Genomic DNA, 24,793 nt, shown 5'->3' with positions numbered 1-24,793 from the left:
AGTTTGCAAATTTAGTTATTATTTAAGATAAGACGGTAATTCCATTGGGACTTCCATTAAAAGGATTTCTGTGTCTTCGACAGCTTCGATATTAAAGCTTTGAGTATCCCAGATTCCTAAACCATCTCTTTCATTTAAAATTCTGTCACCAACTTTTGCGCTTCCTTTTAATACAAAAGCATAAACGCCGTTTCCTTTTTTGTTAAGCGTATAATTTTTGCCGTTTCCTTTCGTAAAATTGGCTAAATTAAACCATGCATCCTGATGAATCCAAACGCCGTCGTCATTTTTGTTTGGAGATAAAATCTGTTGGAATCCATTGATTTTTTCGCCTTCTTTGATGCTTTTCTGGTCGTATCTTGGTTCAACATTTTCTTCTGTTGGGAAAATCCAGATTTGTAAGAATTTTACGGCTTCATCTTTATTTTTGTTGTATTCGCTGTGCATAACGCCGGTTCCGGCGCTCATCACCTGAATTTCACCTTTTTTGATTACAGCAGTCGTTCCCATAGAATCTTTGTGCTCCAAATCTCCTTCTAACGGAATGGAAATGATTTCCATATTTTTATGAGGATGTGTTCCGAAACCCATTCCCTGAGAAACGGTGTCGTCATTCAATACTCTTAAAACGCCAAAGTTACTTCTTTCTCTATTTTGATAGTTCGCAAAACTGAAGGTATGGTAAGAATTTAACCAACCGTGATCTGCGTGACCTCTTGTATCTGCTTTATGATATACTGTTTTCATATTGTGATTATTTATGGTACAAATTTACGGTGTACAGACTTGAGAAATGTTGACGTAGGATAAGAAAAATGAAGATACTTTCGGATGCTTGTTTAAACGCATAGAGTTTTTATTAATATCGAGAATATCTATTTCTTAATGAGATTGCTTCGTTGCTACGCTCCTCGCAATGACAAAAACTAGTGATAGTGACAAATACCCTAGCCCCGATTGAAGAGAAAATCCTTTTTTGAAAAAAAAGATTGCAACGGAAAGCGGGAAACAGCTCCCGAAAAATGAGTAATATTTTCTATTCACTTTTCTCCGCTTCCGTTGGGCTTCCGAAAATATGTTTACGATGATTTTCACCCCAGTCTTTTAACGATTCTACCACGGGATGAAGTGTTTTTGTATGTTCTGTAGGGAAATATTCAATACTTACGGGATAAGTGTCTTTGACTATTCTTTCGACCAAGCCGTTTTGTTCGAGTTCCCTTAATTCTTTGGCTAAAACTTTGGAAGTCAGCTTAGGAATACTTCTTTCAATCTCTGTGAAACGTTTATTTCCGTGATTTAAAGAGATGATGATCTGCAGTTTCCACTTGCCATTGATAACATCTAAGGTATCGCGGACAGGCTTCAGAGCCTGCATACAGTCTTTATGATTGTGTTGTTTTTCCATTTTTTTCACTTTCCTTTAGGTAACTACTATACTTTGGAAAGTAAATTTACAATAATTTTGTCAGTAATAAAAAACAAAAAAAAGTTAAAACAAAATGGCAAATATTTTAAATATCCAAACCAGTATCAGCGGAGAAAATTCTATAAGCAACAAACTTTCTCAGGCTGTTATCAATCAATTGTTAGAAAAAAATCCTGGCAGTAAAGTGGTAACCCGTGATTTGGCAGCAAACCCGATTCCGCATTTGGAAATTCATCATTTTAGCGCTTCAAGAGTTCCGGACGAAGAAAAAAGTGAGCAAGAAAAAGAAGCAGGAAAATATTCGGAAGAATCATTGAAACAACTTGAGGAAGCTGACATTATCGTGATTGGTGTTCCTTTTTACAACTTCACTTTTCCATCAACGTTAAAATCATGGATCGACAGTATTGCGGTTGGCGGAAAAACATTCTCTTACGCTGACGGAACTCCAAAAGGCCTTATTCATGGCAAAAAATTATATTTAAATTTTGCAATCGGCGGCGTTTATGAAAACGGATTGATCGAAAATATGGAGCATTATCTAAAAACGTTATTCGCTTTCATCGGAATTACTGATGTGGAAGTTTTCCAATCTCAGGGATTGATGGTTCCTCAATTGAAGGATGAAAATTTAGCAAAAACAGTTGCGAAAATTGAAGAATTAGTTTAATTGAAATTAATGATAAAATTAAGTTGTTAAGATTATAAAGTTTTGGCTAAAGCCCATCTGATTATAGTAAATTAAAAAGCGGATTATTTCAAATCCGCTTTTGTTGTTTTAAAAGGCTTCTTTTATTTTAGAATTTCACTTTAAATAAAATAATTAAAAATGTACCTGCTGAATTTCCTCTTTAATTTCCTGTGGCGTTTCATCTTCTGATTTAATGAAAATCATAGTCACCAATGCTCCAATCAACATACAAACTCCTCCAACGACAACATAATCCATTGCCTGATTTCCAAAAATATTACTTACAATCGGGCCTCCAAAAAGTCCGTTGATGATTTGAGGAATTACAATAAAAAAGTTGAAGATCCCCATGTAAACTCCCATTTTTCTTTGTGGAATAACTTCTATCAACATCGCATAAGGCATTGCTAAAATACTAGCCCACGCAAAACCTAGTCCTATCATTGACATCCACAAATGATTGACATCTTTAATGAAATACATTGAAATTAATCCTAATCCGCCACAAGCTAATGCAAGAGCGTGGGTTTGTTTTTTCCCGATCCATTTTGCAAATGGAGTTAATAAAAAAGCAAATGGAATCGCCCAAAGATTGTACATCCCGAACAATTCACCCGTCAAATCTCCTGCATTATTAAAGGCTTTTGAATGAGTATCTTCAGGAGAAAGTCCGAAATGATGAGTCGCCAAAGCACTTGTCGTAAAAACCCACATCGTAAACAAAGCAAACCAAGAGAAGAACTGAACGATTCCTAATTTTTTCATTTGAGTAGGAATATTGGCAAAATCCTTAAAAATATCGCTGAATTTAGATTTTTCTTCTACGACTTCTTTTCCGTCCTCAAACTCTGCAAATTCTTTCGGAGAATATTCTTTAGTTGTAATAATTGTGTAAAGTATCGTTATGATCAGTAATCCGGCTCCAACATAGAAAGAATAGATCACATTATCTCCCACAAAACCCTCTGGAGCTTCATTTGAGACTCCTAATTTTGTCAATAAACTAGGAACATACGAACCTACAACCGCCCCTATTCCAATTAAAATAGTCTGAATTGAAAATCCTAATGTTCCCTGATGTTTCGGAAGCATATCACCTACCAAAGCTCTGAAAGGTTCCATCGCAATATTCACGGAAGCATCCATCATCGCAAGGAAAACAACCGCCAATAAAAGCGCATTTGCAGCAAACATATGAGTTACCGTTGCTGCATTAGGAAGCAATACCAACCCGATCGCACATAAAATTGCACCAATTAGAAAATATGGTTTTCTTCTTCCTAATGGACTCCAAGTATTGTCGCCCATGTGACCGATGATTGGCTGAACGATCAGTCCTGTAAATGGCGCAACTAGCCAGAACCAAGATAATTCGTGAACATCAGCTCCTAAATTGGCCAAAATCCTGCTCGCGTTTCCGTTCTGTAAGCCGAAAGCCATCTGAATTCCCAAAAATCCCATACTCATATTGATAATTTGAGGCATGGAAAGATTTGGTTTTACTCTTTTTGTAAATTTTGTATCAGTTTGAATTCCTCTCATTTCTGTGTTTTTAATTGTTGAATAAGAACATCTTCAATCGCAGTCTTTTCAGCTATCACTTTATCAGATACATCGTTTGGAATTGTCATTGAAAGTACATACTGTTTCACTTTCCAAGCTCCATTTATTTTTTCTACAACTCCGGAACCGCGGCAGATCTTCATTTGAGTATCTAATACCTCATCAAACCAAGCTAATTTTCCATCTTTGCTGAAATAAATGTTTCTTTTTAATGAAGTGAAATTCCAGGTTTTCTTTTTGTCGAAATAAGGTTTTGCCCAAACCATGAACGCTTTTTTATCCCAAACTTCAGTTGCATCTGTTCCTATGAATGTAGATTCGTCTGCGAAATAATTGAAATAAGTCGCAAAATCAGCTTTTGCTGCAGCGATATTGAAGCCGTCTAGCATTGTTCCTATTTCTGTTTTTTCTTTTTCAAATTTTGATTGAGCGGAAATTGTTGTAAAGCTCAATACAAATAAGATTAAAGTGAAGAATATTGTAGTTTTTTTCATATTTAAATTTTGATCTTTTAAAATTTTATTTTTAACGCAAAGAGCACCAATTTTTACACGAATTACATTAATTATTTGTGGAAATTCGTGTAAATATTTGTGTTTTTAGTGTTTTACTTTAATTCAATGATCATAGAGGTTTTCGCAGGTATCGTTAAGCTGTTTTGTAACGAAATTTCTTTATCAGAAATCACATCTTTACCTTTTGAAACTCCTTTTAAAGATTCTGCAAAATGCTTTAAATCTAATTTTTCCTCTTTTTCATTATTATTTAAAACAATCATCACATTTTCTTTTTCATTATATCTAAAGTACACAAAAACATTATTCTGAGGAACGAAATTTTTAGTTTTTCCGGAATGAATAACTTCTTTTCCTTTTCTCCAATTTAATAACTTCTGTGTGAACTGATAAAATTCCTTTTGTTCAGCAGTTTGAGTTGAAGGATTCAAAGCATTTTGTTGATCCGATTTCCAGCCACCCGGAAAATCTCTGCGAATATCGGCATCGCCACCTTTATTTTTGTCGCCACGCATCCCAACTTCAGAACCATAATAAATTTGCGGAATTCCGCGAACGGTTGAAATCAATGTTAAACCAAGTTTATAAGCTTTTGGATCATTATTAAAAATCTCGTTCCATCTTTCTGTATCATGATTTTCAAAGAAAACCATCACATTATTAATGTCAGGATAAAGGAAATCGCTTGCTAAACTGTTGTAAATTCGATTCATTCCGCTGTCCCAGCCTTCTTTTTCTTTCAAAGCTTTCGGCATATCTCCATACAGCATAAAATCCATCACAGACGGAAGATTTGAGTTATAATTTGCTGCTTCTCCTGTTTTTGAACCCTTTTGCCAAGCTGAAATATAGGCTGCAGTATTCAGCCAAGTTTCTCCGACAATATTGAATTTCGGATATTCATCGGTGATCGCTTTTGCCCATTTTGCCATCGCTTCTTTATCGTTGTAAGGATAAGTATCTACACGGAAACCTCCCAATTCCGCATATTCTATCCACCAGATTGCGTTTTGGGTTAAATATTTTAAAACCAAAGGATTTTTTTGATTAATATCGGGCATTGTTGTATCAAACCAACCGTCTAATGCCAATTTTTTGTCGACCTCAGAAGCGTTTGTATCAAACTGCGTTGTTGTTTTATAATTAGAGCGTTTGAAACCATTTTCGCCATCATTAAACCAGTGAATCCAATCTTTTGTGGGCAGATCTTTGATCATCCAATGTGAAATTCCCCAGTGATTGGTGACATAATCCATCACCAACATCATGTTCCTTTTATTTAATTTTTGGGAAAGTTCTTTGTATTCTTCGTTGGTTCCGTAACGACCGTCGATCTTATATAAATCGGTTTGAGCGTAACCGTGATAGGAATAAACTTTTTCGTTGTCTTCATTCACAGGAGTTAACCAAACTGATGTTGCTCCTAAGTTTTGAATATAGTCAAGATTGTTGATGATTCCTCGCAAATCCCCGCCATGTCGACCGTTTGGAAGATTTCTGTTGGCCTTTTCTGTTAAATTCGGGCTTGAATCATTTTTTTCATCACCATTGGCAAAACGGTCAGGCATGATCAAATACATAACATCTTTCGAAGTAAAAGATTCTCTATTTGCGGAATTTGGCTGTCTTTCTTTTAATTCATAAGTATAAGAACCAATATTTTTTTTGCCATTTTTTATATTAATCTTAAACTTCGGAACGTTGATTTCGTTCGTATTGACCGTCACAAAAACATAGTTGGGGTTTTCAACTTTCTCAATGTTTTTAACTTTAACTCCGTCTGAAAGTTCGATTTCATTGTTGGCAATATCTTTTCCGTAAACCAAGATCTGAAGCTCAGGATTTTTCATTCCTTTCCACCAAAAGGCAGGTTCTACTTTGTCTAAAGGTTTTTGAGAAAAGGCGATTACCGCGGTTGAGAGCGCAATAATTGTGTATAATTTTTTCATTTTTTTTGTTTTAATTTTAATTAAAATAGGTGCTTTTATTTTTTTTAACGCAAAGAGCACAAAGTTTTTTTGACTACTAACTGCTTTTAAGTTCGCAAAGGCGTTCTACTCAGCAAAGAACTCAAAGCTTTTGACATTTTAGATTTTATTTTTTGTCTGAATACCCTATACAAAATAAAGTTTCGCCTTTATTCACGGGTGGAGTTCCTATTTTGTATAAAATAATTCCATCAGTTTTTGAAATAACATTCTGTTTTTTGCTTCCAAATTCGTCTGTAATATAGCCTAAAACTTGATTTTTTGTTACTTTATCTCCACTTTTCAACTCGCTGTAAAAAATTCCGTTTTCGGGAACTTTTATATAATCTTGTTGATTAAGAAGTATTGCTTTAAGTTTTTTGATATTTGATTTATTCCTTATATAATTTCCGGAAGATTCAAGCATGTTGTAAACGGCAGTCTTGATCATGTCTACATTTTCTTTCTGAACAGTTCCTAATTTTCCGGCTTCAATGCTTAAAGCTGTAATTCCCTGCTGGGTTGCCTGCTTGAAAGCGTATTTTGCAGGTTCTGTAGGCGTAAGATTGTATGGATAAGAAACAATATGATCGATTTGAGACTGGACAGACAGATCGTGAGCTAATTTTTTATTTTCTGGTGTATCTTTTCTATCGTAATAGCATACAAACGGCAGCAAATCTTCATTGGCATCGCCTCCGTGAATGTCTAAAAATATAGTGGAATTTGATATAATTTCTTTTGTAATAATATTCGCAATCTGGTCGGTTGGTGTTCCATTTTGAGAGCCCGGGAAAGTATTATTTAAGTTTTTTTGGTCTAAAGGATTAAGGAAAGGTATTCTTTTTTGAAAAGCCTCAACATTGGCGATTGGAATAATGATTAACGTTCCTTTTATATTTTCAGGTTTAATCTCATTTAGTAATTCCTGAACGGCAATAATCGGTGGATATTCGTAACCGTGAATGCCCGCAACAATGCTGAAAACAGGACCTTTTTCTTTCCCTTTAATGACAGTTACCGGCAAATAGGTTTCCTTTAAATCATTTTTAATGGTAAACACAGTATCTTTTCTGAATGCTTCGTTTCGATCTATTATTCGCTTGATTTCCTGAGCATTAACCATTCCACCCATTAAAACCAATAATAATAAAACCGCTTTCTTCATTTTTTTCATAGAATTAAAGATAATTAAATAAATTATAAATATCTGAAGTTCTTCATATAATTTTACTTGTTAAAAGTTTTTATCATAAACATCATTAAAAACAAACAATCTCTAAAATAAAAACCCTTAAAGACAGGAAAGCTTCAAGGATTATAAAGTTAAGAAATATTTATTTTACAGTATTTACTGCTTTTCAATATACTCGTCATTAAATAGTTTATTGGGCTTTATATAGACTACATTATTTTGAAAATCAAGAAAAATATTAAATCTCTTTAAGATTTCATTTCCAAGGATATTCATTTTTTTATCCATTATGGGTCTACTTTCGGAGAGCAGTTGAGCCGGAATATTTTTAAGATTATATTTACCCAGACTCAGCGATTCGAGATTGGCCGTTATGACAGGGATTTCATTTCCCTGACCTCCTTTCATGATCACTTTTTTTATAATTTTCATCTGATCTGTAGGAAAATTCTGTTCCCTGAGTAAAGGCCCGTCCAACATGGCTGTACGCTGATATCCTGTATCAAAAAGGAACCAGTCTTTATTTGTTTTAGAACCCTGTTTTATTGTTGTTTCAACAAAAAACACTTTATTAAAATATTTTATATTTAATGGTTCATAAGCTTTATCTTTTTTCACGTATTCCGGAAGTTGAGAGTGAACCACCATTGTTCCATGATCATAATTAAGCTCTACCACCATTCCGTCAAACAAGTCCCAGCCAAATCTTCCGTCTGTTCCGTGTCCCGATAACTCCACTTTATAAATTTTGAAGCCATAATATTTTTTGTTTCCGATTGAGAGGACGTTTACTCCTGCTTTCAGGGATTGTTTAATTTTATCTTTTAAAGCCTCTGCAGTGAGGGAAAGATTACTCGTTCCCGTATCAAAATTAAGTATAAGAGAATCTGTTTTGTTTAAAGCTGCCTTTACAAACATTGTATTCTGCTCATTAATACCCAAACGGATGCTGTCATGAAAAGCGGGTTTCACGGTACTGAAATTTTTAGGAGCCTGGCTTTCAATTCTCGTCAGGCAAGAATCTTTATCTTTAAGAAGAATCACAAAATCTTTATTTTCTCCTTTTTTCACCGTTATTTTGATGGAATCGATGTCTGTTTTTATTTTTACCGTTTTAGAACCTTTACTTATTTTAGAAACAATGTAAGCATCAGGTTTTATAGAAGGATCTATATTCCAGTCCGTTTTTAGTCCGTTATCTTCTTCAATGAAGATAGCTTTGGGTGAATTAGCCTTTATAACAGGAAGTTTTTTTTGAGCCATGATCTGAATGAGCGAAAAAATTGACAATAAAAAAGCTAAGATATATTTCATAGTAATAGTGATGATTAAATTAAAAATTTCCCGAGATAAGTCATGACAATATCCAGAGAAGTGCTTCCAAAAGTAGAACCGTCATGGAAACAGTTGTCTGTAGGCGCAATATAATAATGATAAGGTTTCTGTTCTATTTTCAACATAGGATAATCCGGGAACAGTTTCATGAAATAAGATGTAATATTCTTGTTGTTCACTTCATTTTCTTTTACATCTATTTCTTTTTTAATCATGTTATAAGCCTGAAGCATAGATAGATTCATCAGCAATAAATACCTTGACTCTTTTCCAAGATTCAGGGTAATTCTGTTTCCGAATTTATGAGCCGTATGCAACGTCATGTTTTTTGAACTGTCCTTATGAACACCAATAAACTTTAAATCATTAATAGTATAACCTGCCGGTAATTTCCTTTTATCTAATGATACAATTTCGCTATTTGCATAGTTTGTTGTAAGGCTCATAAACTTAAACGGAGCCAGAGAAATACTTTCCAAAAACTCATTTAATTTGATATTTATTTCGTTTACCAGTTGATGATTTTCTTTGAATTTATCTAATACCTCTTCCTCAGAATGAGCTGTATACAGATTCAATTTACGGAAAAGATCTTTTACCTGATCAGGGATTTCACCTGTAAAAACTGAATTATAGTCTTTTTTATTCTGATGATTTCCTGCAATAATGTTGTGTTCTTCCGCATCTAATTTACGCCAATCTCTTTTAGGCAGATGGGCTTCAGGCTCATAGCACTGTATAAATTTTTCATTTTTGAAAATAATTTCATTGGGAACCTGTTTTGAATGATGAATTATTCCGGAATTAATCTGTATGATTCCTGTGTCCTTTTCTGAGTATATTCTGATTCCTGGTTTTAGTTTTTGCATATCTTAATATTTATCAAATACTCCCACATATACCATGGTAACATCAAAACCTTTATTTCCTAAGGTTGTACCGTCATGGATAAAATTATCTGTAGGCGCAATATAGTATTGGTAAGGTTTAATTTCCAGTCTTAGAACAGGATATTCAGGATAAAGATTGAAAAATTGTTCAACAATATTTTCAGAAGTTATTTTGTCCGTAAATTTTTTCTGTACTTCACCATAAATCTGTCTCAGGGTTAAATTAATAAAATATAAATAACGGGATTCTGTGCTTATATTGATAGAAATCCTGTTCCCTGACTTATGGGCAGTATGTGGCGTAAAAAAGATGCTTTTATCAATATGCAACCCTGTATATTTAAAAGCATTCTCACCTATATGATGGAAAGTCGTACTCTGCATATCGGGAAGAGATCGGGCAATGCGATGAAATTTATAATTACTTTCTAAAGATTTCTCATCCAAAAAAATATTTGTTGCTTCGTTAATCTGTTTTATCAGACTTTCGTTTTCCTGAAACTTTTTTGGAACATCAAAAAGAGATTCACATTCATTCAGATCCAATTTTTTAAACAAATCTTTTAACATATCAGGAATTACACCCACTCCTAAAGTATTAAATATCTTACGATCGGCATCTGCTGTAGAAATTTTTCTATATTCCGAATCTGTAAGGGTACGCCAGTCCATATTAGGCAAATAGGCGTTACTGTAATATTCAATTTCAGGATTTGTATTCTTTACAGGAGTAACCCCCGTGTTGATGCTGATTTGATCTTTTATATTTTTAATATGACGATCATATATTCTGATACCTTTTCTTAAACTCATGCTAAACTATAGGCTAATAATTTATCTTTAATATTTTTCTGAACGGAAACAGAAGTTCTGTTTTCCAATTCTTCTACAATCTCGTGATATGAAACCCTTGTGAGTTCCATTTCTCTGCAAACCTCTTCAGGCAAGCTGTTGATAAGATCATTTTGGATATAACTTACCAGTTTTATCATGTCATGACAGTAAATCGTAGGATTATCAAACCCGTTTTCGTTAGAATATCTGTTTAAAAGAAAACCGCCTCCACAAATTTCATAAATTGGACAATTAAGACATTTTTCACTGACCATCTGATGAGAATTGATATAAATATCAAAAAGCGGATCTTCTAATATGGAGCCTATTTCGTGGGTGTGAATATTGATGTCGTTTCTTGTAATTCCTTCATAACAAGCTCTGATAGAGTCCGCTACTTCCAGATTTCCATTGGTTTCTACTACAGCTACTCCATTTTTTTTCAGTCCAACCATTTGATCACCAACTTCTTCACCCGCAATAAGTTGAATCAGTGTTTTAAAAAACCTCATATTAGGTCTGTCGGGATCACTTTTCCATATGGTGAATAAGTCTATCAGCCAATCTGCATATGGAGTATAGTTATGAGTATTTACTTTTTCTTTTAAAAAATCATCCGGAAGTTTGTCGAAATGCCCATCCGGCAAGAGAAGATTAAAACTCGGAATATTAAGATTTTTAAATTCCTCATACAATTCAAGCGGAGTAATATTGAGATTCACAACAGATAATACCCCATGCATACCCTTGTCTAAACCAATTTGTATCGCGTTTCGAACCTCATCATAAGACCCTTTTCCGTTATGAAAAACACGGTATTTGTCGTGGTATTCTTTGGGACCGTCCATACTGATTCCGACACGAATGTTTAATTCATTAAAAAGAGCATACCAATCTTCATCCAGACCAACACCATTAGTCTGAATAACAAAGTCAAAATAAGAATCGGTGAGTGTTTCTGTAAAAATCCTTACGCTTTCCTTATAAAATTCTTTTGGTAATAATAAAGGTTCACCTCCGTGAAAAACAATTTGAAAAGACCTCAAACCATTTTCTTTGCTATAATGGGATAATTTATCTGCGAAAGTTTTTATCGTATGCATCGACATAAATTTAGGTTGCTTCAGATAAGTTTTATCCCCTAAATTATACATGTAGCAATACGAACAATTGAGGTTGCATCTGCTTGCAACCTTCAGAACAAAAGAAGTAACCATATCTATATCAATAAATAAAGTTCTTCGTTATTTGACTAACGAAGAACTAATGTTTTTAAAAAAATCAGTAATTTTTAAGCTCTTAAAAATTGATCTACTCTGTCATAAGCAGCAGATGCACCTGAAATAGCCACAACATCACAAGTACTCGGGTTACGTGTACCGGGAGTAAGCGTTCCAGGGTTTGAGCCTAAATTATTGATTCCTCCGAAAATAGATTTGTAAAGATCTACGTTTTCATTTTCAGAATTCTGAATTGATTTTTTTAGAATTTCTTTCTGTTCGAGATTACTCGTGATTTTAAATTTCTTTTTCATAAAAAATGAGTTAAATAGGTTATTATTTTACTTATCTCACCAAATATAGAAAAATAAATTCACAAGAAAAAACATTTTTACTTAAAAATTTACTTATTAATCTTCTTAATCGTTACTGCAAACCCACCACTTCTTACCATTTTGAAGTTAATCTTAGATTTACTGGTAATTTCTTTTTTGTAGATGTTATAACTTTGAGGATTATCAATATAATCAGCATCTTTTCCATCTTCATAGATCGTTGCTTCATATTTCTGACCTTTATCTAAGAAAGAAAAATCTACCGTATAATCACGTTTGTTTTCGTCCGTAATACCTCCAACGAACCAATTTTCAGTACCTTTAGCTTTTCTGGCTGTGATTACATAATCTCCCGGTTCTGCCGATAAAATTTTTGTATCATCCCAATCTGCCGCTACATCTTTGATAAACTGGAAAGCATCCATGTGCTTTTTGTAGTTTTCAGGTAAATCTGCCGCCATTTGAAGAGGCATGTACATTGTAACATACAAAGCCAATTGCTTTGCCAGCGTAGTTTTTACAAAACGCTTATCTCCAGGGAAATAATAATCTAATTTTGTCTGGAAAATTCCCGGCGTGTAATCCATAGAACCTCCCATCCATCTTGTGAATGGTAAAATTGTCTGGTGATCAGGATTATTTCCTCCAAATGCTTCGTATTCAGTTCCACGAGCAGCTTCTGCGGAAATATAGTTTGGATACGTACGGCTTTCTCCTGTCGGACGAACGGATTCGTGAGAATTTATCATGATTTTATACTCATTTGCTTTTTCAGCAATTCTATAAAAATGATTGATTGTCCATTGAGAATAATGGTGCTCCCCTCTTGGAATGATGTCGCCTACATAACCTGTTTTAACAGCGTCATAGCCGTATTTGTTCATCAACTGGAAAGCTTTGTCTGACCATCTTTCGTAGTTCGTTGCAGAACCTGAAGTTTCGTGGTGCATGATTAGCTTAATCCCTTTAGAATGAGCATATTCATTCAACATTTTAATATCAAAATCCGGATATGGCGTGATAAAATCGAAAACAAATTCTTTTGAATGACCAAACCAATCTTCCCAACCGATATTCCAACCTTCAATTAATAAGCCCTTGAAACCGTTTTCTGCTGCGAAATCAATATATTCTTTAACTTTTGTATTGTTTGCAGCGTGCTTTCCGGTTGGTGTTAATTTTGAAAAATCGGTTTGCCCGATACGAACGTTTGACTCTGGTTCTGCGTACGCCCACTGAGATTTCCCGATGATCATTTCCCACCAAACGCCCATATATTTTGTAGGGTGAATGTAAGATGTATCGGTATATTTTGTAGGCTCATTAAGATTAAAAATCATTTTTGAAGCCATCACTTCTTCTGCTTTTGGCGAAACAATAATTGTTCTCCAAGGCGTTACAGAAGGTGTCTGAATATATCCTTTTGCTCCCTGTCTATCTGCAGTAAGGTGCGTTTTAAACTTGAAATTCTGAGCATCAACTTCCAAATGTGAAGCCGGATAATCTAAAACAGCAGCTTCCGCAACGTTGATATATAAAGGATCTTTGCCTTCTTTTTTCAGCATTAATGGAGATTGAACTGCATTTTTAACTAAAGACTGAGACGCATTGGCATCAAAAGCTTTATCCCATCTTGCAGGAATTTCGGAAATCTTTGTTTCCTGATATTGGTATTCCTGAGAATCGTAATCTGCAACCATCCACCAAGCTTTCATGTCTGTTGGGAAATCGATTTCAGAATCTTCCTCACGAATGGTGAAATAATTAAGGTTTTTCTGCTGTGGAAATTCATATCTGAATCCCAACCCATCATTAAACAATCTGAATTTTACAACAATACTTCTGTCTGCCGACGCCTGATTAAGCGTAACCGCCAATTCGTTGTAATTATTGATATAACTTTTCTTTTCGCCAAGAACAGGCTGCCAAGTTTCATTTTTAGAATCTCTTTTTTCGTCAGTTTTCGTAAAACCATTGTTAAGATCAAATTTTGCATCTTCCGGTTTTGCAATCTCCGATGCAAATTTTATCGAAGTATCTTTAAATAATCTCAATCCCAATTTGGAATCTTCCACCACTGTCGCCCCATTATATTTTAGGTTATAATAAGGTACTCCTCCTTTTAACTGAAAGCTCATTTCAAACTTTCCGTCCGGCGATTTTAAAGATTGTGCATTCACTCCCACAAACATCATTGACAGCAAAAATGCCCCAACTGTAATTTTCTTCATAATAACTAATTATAAGTTTTAAAAATAAAGAAAGTGCTGCTAAAAAGCAACACTTTACTTTATAAATTCAATGTATATTAATATTAATTGCTTATTTTTTTATGGATAATAAGGAATCGCTGAATATGCTCCTGTTATATCATTAAAATAAACGTCGTAAGTAAAAGAAGTGGTTAATGGAATATTGCCACCGCTTGTAGTAGCAATTCCAAAAAATTCTTCAGCAACTCCCCAACTTGTTGACCAAGCATGATTAGCTCTGAATTTAAATTCTCCAGAATTTAATAGTACATTTTTCTTAACCCAAACATGCGGATCAAATGTTGACTGCAGCATATCTACATCTGTATTCCAATCACCTGACGCTGTTCCAATCATTGAGATTGATGTATAAGTAACTGTCGGAGGTGTAGCTGGAGCAAAAGTGTAAGTTAATGCTGTCGTATTTACTGTTAATTTATAATAGCCTGCTGTGGCAACACTAATATTTCCTGAACCTCCATCAGTGCTTAAAATTCCCGCAGAAGACCCTAAACCATACTGAATTGTCCATTCTCCTGGCTTTGCTATCATTTTGAAACCTCCTTGAGCAAAATAACCTGTATAAGAATAAATACCGGATGTACTTGATTTTTGCAATGGATAAATTTTCGCATTTGTAGCAGAATTATCCCAAGCTCCCGCTGTAGCATCACCAATTAAAAATAAATCTGCATAATTGTATACAGGACCTAAAAGATAAGGTGTAACTGTTAAAGTAGTTACATCAGAATAAAAAGGAGCTGCTCCAATCAGAGTTCTTAATCTTACTTCAATCTCAGTAACAACATTAGGACTTGCTCCTAAACTTAAAGCTATACTGTTAAGTTGTTTATTTGTAAATGTTAGAGGAGAAGTTACTGCTTCAACATTAGATGCTCCTTCAAAATTTTTCCCTTTAATTCCAAACTGCAATTGCTGGGTTGCAACTACAGCTACATCAAAAGCAGATTTACTCCAAGTAACATTTAATGCAACATTATCCGGATTATTTTTATCCAAAAGGATAGTTGTCTTATCTGTTAAAATTTTACTTTTAGTTGTCTCTGTAATTATAGCCTGATCTTCATCTTTCTCACATGAAATAACCAGAAAACCTATAAAAGCTATTGCTAATATTCTCAATAAATGTTTCATTTTAATAGTGTTTTTTTAATTAATAACCAGGATTTTGAATTAGATTATGATTAGCATTCAAATCACTTGCAGGAATTGGATATAGCTTTCTAAAATCTTCTACAGCTTTACCATCTTTAACTCCTCCTTTGAAAGGCCATAAATAGCTTCCTGATGTAAACTTTCCGAATCTAATTAAATCTGTTCTTCTTACTGCTTCCCAAGATAATTCACGTGCTCTTTCATCTAATATAAAATCTAGATTAATAGAAGACACATTACCCGAACTATTACCGTACGCTCTTTGTCTCAACAAATTAACATATTGAATTGCTGTAGCAGTGTTGCCACCACCTCCACGCAAAACAGCTTCTGCATAGGTTAAATATGCTTCTGCAAGTCTAAATAAAGGAAAATCTGTATCAACAAAATCTCCAGCTAAATCTGAACCAGGCTGCCCATTCCTTTTAACATTTTTAAACTTAATAATTGGGTATCCATCTGTAAAAGTAGCGACATTATTGATTTCTAAACTTTGCCCATCTGTATGAAAATTACCTCTCTTATCTATAGAACCATTTGTAGTGGGGTATAATGCTGCAATATTTTTAGTACTTCTTAAACCGCCCCAACCACTATTAATTCCTAAATTTGCAGGATTCATAGATCCTCCTGTACCCGCATGAATAATATAAGTGGTACCTCCAAATGTTCTGGTATGAGTCCCATCATAGTTTACAGAAAATATTGTCTCATTATTATCTAAATTATTGTCTGCCAAAAATAATTCTCCGTAATTAGCTTTTAATGAATATCCCGCATTGATTACTTTTTCAGCATACACTCTAGCATCAGAATATCTAGCTTGTCCTGTATATATTTCAGCATTAAGATATAGTTTTGATAATAACATCCAAACGGCAGCTTTATCAGCACGTCCATATTCATTTGTTCTTGGATCTTTTAATAATCCTTCTAAACTTTTTAACTCTGATTCTATATAATTAAAAAGCTCTTTACGTTCAATTCTTGGTGGTGGAGTTGTTCCAACTTCACTCGTTTCTGTTGCAAATGGCCCATTACCAAAAAGATCTATTGCATGAGAATAGCTTAATGCTCTCATAAAACGAGCTTCATTTCTATACATCCTTGCTTCTTCTGCATTTGTACCCGAAATATTTCTAGAAGCTAACTTTTCATCTGTTGTTTCTCTAATAAATTCATTAGCAAGCCCAACCTGGTAATAAATTCTATAATATAATGCTGCAACAAATTCATTACTTGCAGACCATGTCATACTGTGAAGACTTGGTAAAGATCCATCTCCCCATGCAATTACAGCTTCATCCGTTGATAACTCTTGTAATTGAAAATATTGTCTGATATAATTCGATGTACCTCCATCTATTCCACTAATATCAGGATCACCATCTCCTCCATTTTGACCACTCATTGCTAAACCTGCATATATTTTAGCCAAAACACCTTTATAATTATTAAAGTCAGCATACACAGATGCTGATGTCACTTCGGTTTCTGGTAATCTATCTAAATCTTTCTCACAAGAAGTAAGAAATAGTACTGCCGTAAGACTAGCAGCAAATATTGTTTTATTGATATATTTAAATGTCATGATTTCTATTTAATTAAAATTGAAAATTAAATCCTAATGAATACACTCTTGGTCTTTGATATAAGTTATTATCTATCCCATTAAATACTTCAGGATCTAATCCGCTGTATTTTGTGATTACAAATGCATTCTGAACTGATCCAAAAATTCTTAGTTTTGAATCTTTTATAAATCTTGGAAAATTATATCCCAAATTGATATTATCCATTCTTACAAACGATGCATTTTCAACATAATAATCTGATAAAAGTTGAGTGCTTTTGAATCCAGTATCCAAATAGCTGGTATGAACATTCTGAAGATAATTATTAAGCGTAAGTCCCTGCTCTGTACCATACTGAGAAGCAACATTATTGTATACGTAATTACCAATACTTGCCCTCATTGTAAAACCTAAATCCCAATTTTTATAATTGAATTTAGATGAGAAACCTAAAAGTACATCTGGAGCAGGAGATTTATATCTATACAAATCATCTGTATTAATTACACCATCGCCGTTTCTATCTACATAAGCCCCTTCTATTGGTCTTCCACCATTATCATAAACCTGTTGGTAAACATAGAATGAATTAGGCTGATAACCTTCTGTATGAACCTGAATTGTAGTACCCGTAGCCCCACCAATAGAATTAAGTAAAACCTGTGATGAATTAAGATTTGTAATTTCAGATTTAAAATGAGTTGCATTAACATTAAACTCCCATGAAAAATCATCTGTCTTTATTGCCTTTACATTAACATTTGCTTCAATACCACGATTACGCATATTACCAACATTGGTAAGTAAATAATTTGTAAGATTAGATAATGCAGGTATAGGAATAAAACTAATTAGATCTCTTGATTCTTTTTGATACACATCAATAGTTCCAGTAATTCTATCATTTAAAAATCCAAAATCAAGTCCTAAGTTTGTTGTGGTTGTAGTTTCCCATTTAATATTTTTATCATAACCCTGAGCTCTATAAGTACTATAAAAATCATCTCCTAATTGATACTGAGCACCGCTATCTGATAAAATATAACGCGGTAAATAAGGATAGTCATTTTTATCAATTTCCTGCTGACCAGTTTCTCCCCATCCTGCTCTTAATTTTAAGGTGGAAATAGTTTTAGAATCTTTAAGGAAACCTTCTTGGTCAATTCTCCATGCTAATGCTACAGAAGGGAAATAACCTACTCTGTTATCTTCACTAAATCTTGAAGATGCATCCCTTCTTAATGAAGCAGTCAATAGATACTTGCTATTAAAAGTATAGTTTAATCTACCAAAATAAGAAATGATTGTATTCTGAGTAAAAAAGTCATTTCCTGTTAAAGGATTTTGTACTCCAGTACCAAAGAGAGTTGGAGCAAATGGTTCAGATCTCTGCCAATCTTGGTAAGAATAACCAGCAGTGATATCCACTGTAGATTTTATTGATTCAAAAGTTTTCAGATAATTTAAATAAAAATCTAATAACTTATTTTTTTTCTCTTGAGAATATCTTCTATAACTCCCTTTATTATTAAAAGCAATAGCTGCTGTAGGTAAAACCGTTGTATTACCATTAGCATCACTATAATCATAACCTAAATTTAAATTTGCTCTTAACTCAGGTAAGAAATGAAATTTGTAATCAAACTGAACATTCCCTATCAATCTTTTCACATAAGACAAATCCTTTCTCTGATTAAGCATCGAAACAGGATTTTTGGTTGCATTACTATTTAATCCACCAGAAGTTTGTTCCCATTCATAATAGCCTCCATAATCTGGAATAGAAGAGTCATAAACATTCTGTGTTGGATCAAAAACTACAGCCGCTCCTATAGAACCATCATCTTTAAATCTATTTTCTACATATGTCCCTTTTAAATTAAAACTGATATCCAGATGTTTATCAAAAAATTTAGGATTTATATTTAATGAGCCCGTTGTTCTTTCAATTGTGTTAGTTCTAATAATACCTTCTTGGTTCAAATAGCCTAAAGATAAGCGATAAGGTAATCCTTTGATCCCTCCTGACAGGGAAACATTATTATCAACACCTACTGCCGTTTGATAGATTTGGTTCTGCCAATTTGTATTAGAACTTCCTAATAAATCTTGATATGGAGCTGTTGCTTTTTCTTTTACCAGTTTACGGAAATCATCTGCTGATAGCATATCAATATTACCCATTTTATTGTATACAGATGTTGTTGTTGTATAATTTGCTTTCAACTTTCCTGAAGTTCCTCTTTTCGTTGTTATAATTACAACTCCATTAGAAGCTCTACTCCCGTAAATTGCAGCGGCAGACGCATCTTTTAAAATACTAAAGCTTTCAATGTCATTTGGGTTAATTAATGCCAAAGGATTTGAAGCACCACTAATTCCATTAGTGTCTACAGGAACACCATCAATAACAATTAAAGGATCGTTTAATGCATTTAGAGAAGATCCTCCACGAATTCTAATTGTAGATCCTGCACCAGGTGCTCCACCATTAGAAGTAATTTGAATTCCAGAAGTTTTACCTTGAATTAATTGTTCAGGAGAGTTGATACTTCCTTCATTAAAATCCTTTGCCGAAATAGCAGTGATCGATCCCGTAAGATCCGTCTTTTTCTGCTTCCCATATCCAATCAAAACAACCTCCTCTATTTTTTTCTCCTTAGTAATAGAGTCATTTGTTTGTGCGTGTATCATTGTGCTTGCCAGTAGAAATGCAGGCGCAATTTTTAATACCGTTGTAAAATTTTTCACAATATTGTTTCTTTTATATAGTTTGTTTTTATAATAATTTTTGACATAGAGCCAGACTTGCAATTTATAAAAAAAAAAGAATTATCATAAATTTAATGAAAATTAAGATAAAATTATGTAAATTGCTTGTGTATTTTAAATCAAACCACTGTTTTTCATTTATTTACGATAAATTATGCAAAACATAACAATAAGCTAGGTTTAACAAAAAGTTAAACATTTGTTTAACTAAATGTAATATTTCAAACTTCCTAAACAATTTTAAAGCTTTTTAAGCATAGACTATCACAAGTTTTCGGGAGATAATCCGTATCTTTGCAGATAAAATTTTACTATAAATGTCAAACAGAAAGATGATTACGGCAGCTTTGCCTTATGCAAACGGACCGGTTCATATAGGACATTTGGCAGGTGTTTATATTCCTGCGGATGTTTACGCAAGATTTCACAGAAGATCAGGAAAAGATGTAGCGTTTATCTGTGGTTCGGATGAGCACGGAATTCCTATTACCATCAGAGCAAAAAAAGAAGGAGTTACTCCACAAGATATTGTAGACAAATACCATGAGATCATCAAAAAATCGTTCTCAGATCTTGGGATCTCTTTTGATGAATATTCCAGAACAACATCTAAAAATCATCACGATACGAGTCAGGATTTCTTTAAAGTTCTTTACGAAAAAGGGAAATTCACGGAAGAAGTTTCTGAACAGTATTTTGATGAACAGGCTAACGAATTTTTGGCCGACAGATATATCGTTGGAACTTGCCCTAATTGTGGAAACGAAAATGCATACGGAGATCAGTGTGAGAGATGTGGTTCTACCCTTTCTCCATCAGAATTGATCAATCCAAAATCAATGTTAAGCGGAAATGTTCCAATTCTTAAAGAAACAAAAAACTGGTATCTTCCATTAAATGAATATGAAGATTTCCTAAACGAATGGATCATTGAAGGTCACAAAGACGACTGGAAACCTAATGTTTACGGACAGGTTAAATCTTGGTTAAACGACGGCTTAAAACCTCGTGCTATGACTAGAGATCTAAACTGGGGAGTTCCTGTTCCGCTTCCAAATGCAGACGGGAAAGTATTGTATGTTTGGTTTGATGCCCCGATTGGCTATATTTCTTTCACGAAAGAATGGGCTGCAAAAAACGGAAAAGACTGGAAAGATTATTGGCAGAGCGAAAACAGCGATTTAGTTCACTTCATCGGAAAGGATAATATTGTGTTCCACTGTATTATTTTCCCTGCGATGATGAAAGCTCACGGAGACTATATTATGCCAACCAACGTTCCTGCTTTTGAATTTTTGAATCTTGAAAACGATAAAATATCAACGTCAAGAAACTGGGCGGTTTGGGCACATGAATATGTTCAGGATTTCCCGGGACAGCAAGATGTATTAAGATATGCATTGCTTTCTTCCGCTCCTGAAACAAAGGATAATAATTTCACCTGGAAAGATTTTCAGACTAAAAATAATTCGGAATTAGTAGGAATTTTTGGAAATTTCATCAACAGAGTTGCGGTTCTTATTCATAAATATTATGATGGAATTGTTCCTCAAGGAGATATAAACGCCCCTGAATTAAAGGAAATCAATAAATCAGCAAAAGAAATTTCAGGATTCTTAGAGAACTATGAATTCAGAAACTCTTTAACTGCTTTGATGAATTTAGCACGTTTTGGAAACCAATATCTTCAAGCAGAAGAGCCTTGGAAAACTATTAAAGACAATCCTGAAAAAGCGGCACAATCTTTATTTGTTGGGGCTCAGATTGCCGTTGCTTTAGCTCAATTGTGTGAACCATTTATGCCTTTCAGTTCTGAAAAGTTATTGAATATGTTCAATATTGAAAAATCAAACTGGAGTGATGTTGAAACTAAAAATGTTTTAATTGAAACAGGTCATAAAATCAACGAATCTTCTCTTCTTTTCTCAAAAATTGAAGATGATGTCATTGAAGCTCAAATTCAAAAATTAGAGGATACAAAACAAAACAATAAAAAAACAAACGCTAACGCAAACCCTATGAAAGAGGAAATAACTTTTGATGATTTCACGAAAATCGATTTAAGAACAGCTACCATTATTGAAGCTGAAAAAGTTGAGAAAGCTGATAAATTATTAAAATTGACTGTTGACACGGGTGTTGACGTAAGAACTGTTGTTTCAGGGATTGCAGATAGTTTCACTCCGGAAGAGGTTATCGGAAAGCAGGTAATGATTTTACTAAATCTTGCTCCAAGAAAAATCAGAGGAATTGAATCTCAGGGAATGTTATTATTAACGACAAAAGCAGATGGTAAATTATCTTTTGTAACGTCTGATGAGACTGTAGAAAATGGTATTGAAATAGGATAATCTTCAATATTTTAGATAAAGAAAGACGCATAGATTTTATGCGTCTTTTTTGTTTTACTGTCAGTCATTGCGAGGAGTAAAGCGAGCCTGTACTGACAAAATCCATTTATTTTTTAGTCAGTTTTGCTAAATAAGAATCCTCATCCTGCATCACTTTTTCAATATTGAAACCATTGTTTTCAGCAGCATTTTGTAAGGTGAAAAAATCAAGATACAGCCATTTTATCGGATCTTCTGATTCGCCTTTATAATGAACAATATAATCTAGTTCACCATAATATCCTCCTGCAGGAATATAAACCCCACCATCATAATCTTTGTCGAACATGTATAAAATATCAGTACTGTCGATGAGAATCTGACCGTTTTCGTTTAATAAAGACTGAAGTTTTTTAAGATAAATATCAATTTTCTTAAGGGTTTCAAAAATTCCGGTTCCATTCATTAATAACAAGACCGTGTCAAAAGTCTGACCTGAAAAATCAACAATGTTTTCACAAACTGCATTTTTAATTCCTCTTAATTGACAAACCTCAACAGATTTTGGAGAAATATCTAAAGCCAAAACATCAAGATTTCTTTCATTTTGAAGATATAATGAATGCGAACCAGCTCCCGCTCCGATGTCCAGAACTTTTCCTTGAGATAATTCCAACGCTGTTTGTTCGATCTCATTCATCTCTTCAAAGTCTCTGAAAAGATATTCCACCGGAAGTTCATCCAGTTCAGAAATTGAAGTTTCAGTCTGCAGATCTTCAGGATTTTCGTTGTGAAAATAATCCCAGATCGCTTTACCCATTAAATCTTTCATGTCATATTTTAATAGGGCAAAGATAAGGGTTTAGAAGAGAAAATAGAAGCCGGTTATCATGATAAATTAGAGGACAATAATTTAAAATACGCTCAAATCATATTGTTTCACTAAATCTAAAATCATGTGATACCCCGCTAAAGAATTCCCATGTTGATCTAAAGCCGGACTGAAAACACCAATGCCCATTTTCCCGGGAACACTTACCGTAATTCCGCCTCCAACACCAGATTTACTTGGTAAGCCAACGTTTCGGGAATACTCACCGCTGAATTCATACATCCCGGCAGTCAGCATTTGCGATTCAACTAATTTTGCAATTTCCTTATTTTTATGGGTAGTATCCCCATCAAATCGTACACATTGATTGGCAAAGAAATAACCTATTTTAGCCAAATCTTCAGTGGTCAGCTCAATAGAACACTGCTTGAAATAATTATCCAGTTGATCTTCATTTCCGGAAATCAACCCGCTATTTTTCATCAGATAAAACATTCCTCGGTTACGATTTCCTGTAGCTTTTTCTGATTCATAAACAGATTTACTGTAATCAGTTTTCTGATTTTTCGTAATATACCTTACCATATCCAAAATTTTAAGAAATGGTTTTTCGCCATCTCCGGAAATTAAAGAAGTCGTAAGAATTGCACCCGCATTCATCATAGGATTAAGCGGCTTGCCTGTTGTTTCAAGATTTGAGAAATGATTAAAAGGTTTATCAGATCCGAAATATCCCATTTTATCAAAAACATTGGCTTCTCCCCTTTCATTCACAGCAACCATTAATGCAATGATCTTGGAAATACTTTGCATCGTAAATTTCTTCTGAACATCACCTGTACTAAAAACTTTCCCATTTTTATCTACTATTGAAAAAGCAATCGCTTTGGCATCCATCTTTCCTAATTCAGGAATATAGTCAGCAACCTTACCTTGCGTATAATACGATCTGTTTTTTTCGAGAATACTGTTTAATGTTTTTTCCGAAATCGTTGAAATATTTTCTGTTTTCTGAGCATAGATCACCGTATTTAAAGAAAGAAAAGCTGCAAAAAGAATTCCCTTTGCAGATAAAAAAATGTTTTTTTTCATAGTTGAATATAATCGCTATTTCACTTTTTCTAAAAGATATAATTTAGCACCGGAAAATGCTAGTTTAGGCATCAAATTTCCTTCTAAAACCATCGTTTTATTATTGACATCAATTACGGAAATATAATTACTAGAATTGTATTCTATATAATTTTCCTTTTCTTTCGTTATCGGGTTTTTTCCGAATTCTAAAGAATATTTCACCCAATCTTCTTTCTCTGAACTGCAGTGAACGGGTTGAAATTTAGACCTATTAGTTTTAAAAATGATCTGATCAAAACTATCTGTACAGTCAGAAGTAAATGAACTTTCAGGATTTTGATCTTTTGTAAAGTCTTCAAAAGAGCCGCGGTACACTCCTACTACTTTCCAGGTGCCGTCTAAACGGTCTTCATCAATTTTTCCGTTGGCTTTACGGACTGCCCAGCTAATTCCGTTAACAGTTCCTTTAACGGCTTTGTAGCTTACGTTTACAGCTCCTTTTACAACTTTTGCAGCAGTAGATACCACACAAGAATTTAAAACTAAAACCGCAGAAGCTAACAATACTATTTTTTTCATCATTGATATGTTTGTTGAGTACAAATATAATTAATTAAAATTTTCATTTCTGTTTTATTATACCTCTTTCATATGATCAAAGAATTGCACTCGGAGTATCGGAGGTTAAATCAATTTTCATAATTAAAATTTTACTTTGTCTAACAACCAAATATAGTCTTATTCCTCGATTCCATTAAATTGGAGATCTTATGTTATACTCTCATTCTTATCACCATCATTAGTATTTT

At 33.8% G+C, this 24,793-nt stretch carries 20 protein-coding genes; 2 read left to right on the top strand and 18 right to left on the bottom strand.

Annotated elements, in window-relative coordinates:
- Positions 1 to 18 precede the first annotated feature (18 nt).
- Both EG348_RS15635 and EG348_RS15630 read right to left on the bottom strand, forming a co-directional pair.
- A complete protein-coding gene (locus tag EG348_RS15635) occupies positions 19 to 747 on the bottom strand; it encodes a pirin family protein (protein WP_123983918.1) in 729 nt (242 codons plus the stop codon).
- 289 nt (positions 748 to 1,036) lie between these two features.
- Entirely contained in the window at positions 1,037 to 1,408 is a 372-nt protein-coding gene (locus EG348_RS15630; protein ID WP_123983917.1) for a winged helix-turn-helix transcriptional regulator, read from the bottom strand.
- Positions 1,409 to 1,502: 94 nt separating this feature from the next.
- On the opposite strand from EG348_RS15630, the gene EG348_RS15625 reads away from it, so the two are divergent.
- A complete protein-coding gene (locus EG348_RS15625; RefSeq protein WP_123983916.1) occupies positions 1,503 to 2,099 on the top strand; it encodes an FMN-dependent NADH-azoreductase in 597 nt (198 codons plus the stop codon).
- A 153-nt stretch (positions 2,100 to 2,252) separates the two neighbouring features.
- Here EG348_RS15625 and EG348_RS15620 read toward each other — a convergent pair whose 3' ends face one another.
- From EG348_RS15620 to EG348_RS15560, 13 genes are all read right to left on the bottom strand, one after another.
- A complete protein-coding gene (locus EG348_RS15620) occupies positions 2,253 to 3,662 on the bottom strand; it encodes an MFS transporter (RefSeq protein WP_123983915.1) in 1,410 nt (469 codons plus the stop codon).
- The gene (locus EG348_RS15615; RefSeq protein ID WP_123983914.1) at positions 3,659 to 4,177 is read right to left on the bottom strand and encodes a nuclear transport factor 2 family protein; all 519 of its coding nucleotides are present in this window, start codon (positions 4,175 to 4,177) and stop codon (positions 3,659 to 3,661) included. Before EG348_RS15615 ends, EG348_RS15620 begins: the two co-directional genes overlap by 4 nt.
- Positions 4,178 to 4,290: 113 nt before the next feature.
- Positions 4,291 to 6,147, bottom strand: coding sequence for a glycoside hydrolase family 13 protein (locus EG348_RS15610; protein ID WP_123983913.1), 1,857 nt, complete (start codon positions 6,145 to 6,147; stop codon positions 4,291 to 4,293).
- A 145-nt stretch (positions 6,148 to 6,292) separates the two neighbouring features.
- Complete coding sequence (locus EG348_RS15605) at positions 6,293 to 7,342, bottom strand: succinylglutamate desuccinylase/aspartoacylase family protein (protein WP_228414759.1); 1,050 nt, start codon at positions 7,340 to 7,342, stop codon at positions 6,293 to 6,295.
- A 174-nt stretch (positions 7,343 to 7,516) separates the two neighbouring features.
- Positions 7,517 to 8,674, bottom strand: coding sequence for a retroviral-like aspartic protease family protein (locus EG348_RS15600; protein ID WP_228414758.1), 1,158 nt, complete (start codon positions 8,672 to 8,674; stop codon positions 7,517 to 7,519).
- A 14-nt stretch (positions 8,675 to 8,688) separates the two neighbouring features.
- The gene (locus tag EG348_RS15595; protein ID WP_123983911.1) at positions 8,689 to 9,564 is read right to left on the bottom strand and encodes a hypothetical protein; all 876 of its coding nucleotides are present in this window, start codon (positions 9,562 to 9,564) and stop codon (positions 8,689 to 8,691) included.
- A 3-nt stretch (positions 9,565 to 9,567) separates the two neighbouring features.
- Positions 9,568 to 10,398: a hypothetical protein gene (locus EG348_RS15590; protein ID WP_123983910.1), complete on the bottom strand. Its 831-nt coding sequence runs from the start codon at positions 10,396 to 10,398 to the stop codon at positions 9,568 to 9,570.
- Entirely contained in the window at positions 10,395 to 11,573 is a 1,179-nt protein-coding gene (locus EG348_RS15585) for a radical SAM protein (RefSeq protein WP_164463307.1), read from the bottom strand. The genes EG348_RS15590 and EG348_RS15585 overlap by 4 nt, the downstream gene beginning before the upstream one ends.
- 137 nt (positions 11,574 to 11,710) lie before the next feature.
- Complete coding sequence (locus EG348_RS15580; protein ID WP_123983908.1) at positions 11,711 to 11,953, bottom strand: hypothetical protein; 243 nt, start codon at positions 11,951 to 11,953, stop codon at positions 11,711 to 11,713.
- Between the two features lie 89 nt (positions 11,954 to 12,042).
- Positions 12,043 to 14,205 carry a glycoside hydrolase family 97 protein gene (locus tag EG348_RS15575; protein WP_123983907.1) on the bottom strand — a complete coding sequence of 721 codons (2,163 nt, stop codon included), beginning with the start codon at positions 14,203 to 14,205 and terminating at the stop codon, positions 12,043 to 12,045.
- Between the two features lie 99 nt (positions 14,206 to 14,304).
- Positions 14,305 to 15,381 carry a SusE domain-containing protein gene (locus tag EG348_RS15570; protein ID WP_123983906.1) on the bottom strand — a complete coding sequence of 359 codons (1,077 nt, stop codon included), beginning with the start codon at positions 15,379 to 15,381 and terminating at the stop codon, positions 14,305 to 14,307.
- Between the two features lie 19 nt (positions 15,382 to 15,400).
- Positions 15,401 to 16,993, bottom strand: coding sequence for a RagB/SusD family nutrient uptake outer membrane protein (locus EG348_RS15565; RefSeq protein WP_123983905.1), 1,593 nt, complete (start codon positions 16,991 to 16,993; stop codon positions 15,401 to 15,403).
- Positions 16,994 to 17,006: 13 nt separating this feature from the next.
- Positions 17,007 to 19,727 carry a SusC/RagA family TonB-linked outer membrane protein gene (locus EG348_RS15560; RefSeq protein ID WP_123983904.1) on the bottom strand — a complete coding sequence of 907 codons (2,721 nt, stop codon included), beginning with the start codon at positions 19,725 to 19,727 and terminating at the stop codon, positions 17,007 to 17,009.
- A 338-nt stretch (positions 19,728 to 20,065) separates the two neighbouring features.
- Between EG348_RS15560 and metG the strand changes: the two genes are divergently transcribed.
- The gene (gene metG, locus EG348_RS15555; RefSeq protein ID WP_123983903.1) at positions 20,066 to 22,099 is read left to right on the top strand and encodes a methionine--tRNA ligase; all 2,034 of its coding nucleotides are present in this window, start codon (positions 20,066 to 20,068) and stop codon (positions 22,097 to 22,099) included.
- 106 nt (positions 22,100 to 22,205) lie between these two features.
- Here the strand turns inward: metG and EG348_RS15550 are convergent, their stop codons facing one another.
- From EG348_RS15550 to EG348_RS15540, 3 genes are all read right to left on the bottom strand, one after another.
- A complete protein-coding gene (locus tag EG348_RS15550; RefSeq protein WP_123983902.1) occupies positions 22,206 to 22,910 on the bottom strand; it encodes a class I SAM-dependent methyltransferase in 705 nt (234 codons plus the stop codon).
- Positions 22,911 to 22,991: 81 nt separating this feature from the next.
- A complete protein-coding gene (gene glsA / locus EG348_RS15545; RefSeq protein WP_123983901.1) occupies positions 22,992 to 24,002 on the bottom strand; it encodes a glutaminase A in 1,011 nt (336 codons plus the stop codon).
- Between the two features lie 15 nt (positions 24,003 to 24,017).
- Positions 24,018 to 24,566, bottom strand: coding sequence for a hypothetical protein (locus tag EG348_RS15540; protein WP_228414757.1), 549 nt, complete (start codon positions 24,564 to 24,566; stop codon positions 24,018 to 24,020).
- Positions 24,567 to 24,793: the final 227 nt, after the last annotated feature.

The sequence above is a fragment of the Chryseobacterium sp. G0201 genome, assembly GCF_003815655.1.
In the GTDB taxonomy this organism is placed as follows: Bacteria; Bacteroidota; Bacteroidia; order Flavobacteriales; family Weeksellaceae; genus Chryseobacterium.
This window is presented reverse-complemented; position numbering and strand designations above follow the sequence as displayed.